Below are 2,004 nucleotides of genomic sequence, written 5' to 3' on the forward strand. Positions count from 1 at the left end.
GATGGTGCCGCCTGGGGTGAGGAGGTCCCCGGTAGCAAGACGCCCGGCGGCATCCCCTGTGGTGAGGCGCCCGATGGCGTCTCCGGTGGAGCGCCTAGTGGTGCGCCCAGTGGCGAGGCATCTAGGGACGACGACGGCATAGGCCGCGACATGGGCTGCGACACGGATTACGACGCGGTCGGCGGTGGTGCCGCCGATATGTCGGGTGTGTTGGCGGGTGAGTTGCTGCGGATCGCCGCACGGTTGGCGGTCGCCGCCGTGCCGGACATCCCAGCACTGTGCCTGGATGAAGCCGAGACGCTGATACGGGCGCGGGATCTGGTGACCTGCGCGTTGGCCGCCCGGGTGGAGCGGGTACACGTGACCGGTGAGGCCAAGGCGCATGGCCATGCCTCCACCAGCACCTGGCTGCGGTGGCAAACAACGTCACCCCCGGCGGACACCACCACCCCAGGGGCCACCACCCCGGGAACCACCGATCCTGGGGCGACCGACCTGAGGGCGACCGACCCGAGTGACACAGTCGGCTCTCCAGCGGCCGACTCCCCTGAGGTCGGCCCTCAGGAGGGCGGTCCCTACGCGGCGGGCCCTGGCGGAACCCGGGCCGGGAGGATCGGCCCGGGGATGACCAGGGCGGGTGCGGCCCGGATGAAGCGGATCGCGGTGGAGTTGGGGCGTCTGCCCCTGGTGCGGGAGCGGTTCGCCGCCGGCTTGTTGTCAGAGGGGTCGGTTGAGGCGATCACGGCGGTCACCGCAAAGTTGAGCGACGAGCATGCCGCGCAGGCCGAGCCGATCTTGGCGAAGCTGGCCGACACCGCCTCATCGGCCGAGGTGGCCAAGGCCGGCCGATACCTGCGGGAGTTGCTGAACCCGGGCACGCTGGACAAGGAATGCGACGACGATTACGCCGCCCGCTTCCTGCAGCTGCGCCAGTCCCCCACCGGTGGAGTCGAGGGAGAGTTCCGCCTTCCGCGCGAGGCTGCCGCCGCGCTGGTGGAGTTCATGACCGCCTACGCCCGCCCCAAAGACAAAGACGACGACCGGCCCTTGCGAGTCCGCCAAGCCGACGCCTTCGCCGCCTTGCTGACCAAGAAGGTCTCCACCGAGTTGCTGGTCCTGGTCCGCGCCGAATCGATGCCCGACGACGTACCTGCCGCACCCGACACGGACAACAGCAGCGACACCGACCCCCAACAGGACGCCGACCCCCAACAGGACGAAGACGGCACTTGGCAGGACGACGACCTCCGACAGGACGACGACCCCCGGCAGGAGACTGCCCACAACGCCCACACCCCGGACGAGCCGCCCACTGCCACCCCCGACCCGACCCCCAACTCGGCCACCGGACCCACCCCTGGGCCCACCACCGGCCCGGCCACCGGACCCACCATCTGCGGCGATCCCCCGGCGGCAGGCACCACTCCAGCCTGCAACAGCAGCACCGCTTCACCCTCGACCGGCACCCCTGCCGGCCCTGAGCCCACCGACGCCGCAGCCACCGACAACGCCGTAGCAACCGGCGACCCGGCCACCGAGCCCGGCCAGCCCGCAAAGCCTGCCGGCCCCGCCAAGCCCACCGAGCCTGGTCAGGCTGTCGGCCCCGCCAAGCCGATCCCCACCCCGGCCCTCCAGCCGGACACCGAAACCCACCAACCCGATCCTCCCCGGCCACCCGAGGAGCACTCCCGCCAGCAGGCACCACCCGGCGGGACATCCCCGCCTGGGCACGATCACCCGCAACCGGACCCAGCCACACGCGCGGGCACCGGCACGGGCGTGGGCTCCGGCACGCGCACAGACACGGGCGCGGGTGTGCGCGAGGACACCGGCGGGTCTGCGGGTACCGAAGCATCCCCGGATGCGTGTCGTACGTGTGGGCATGCCCCCGATCGGCTCGCGCCTGGGCTGCTGATCGCCACCGGGCACCTGCTGCCGATCAGCGACATCCACCGCCTGGCCCGCACCTCACGCCTGACCCGCCTGGTCATCAACACCCAAGGA

At 71.6% G+C, this 2,004-nt stretch carries 1 protein-coding gene; it reads left to right on the forward strand.

What is annotated here, in order from left to right; translation table 11 throughout:
• Nucleotides 1-198 precede the first annotated feature (198 nt).
• Nucleotides 199-2,004 (forward strand): DUF222 domain-containing protein (locus AB0B72_RS40170; RefSeq protein ID WP_367745055.1); only part of this gene is annotated, 1,806 nt, incomplete at its 3' end.

Origin of the sequence: Microbispora sp. NPDC049125 (assembly GCF_040802045.1) — a bacterium.
In the GTDB taxonomy this organism is placed as follows: domain Bacteria; phylum Actinomycetota; class Actinomycetes; order Streptosporangiales; family Streptosporangiaceae; genus Microbispora.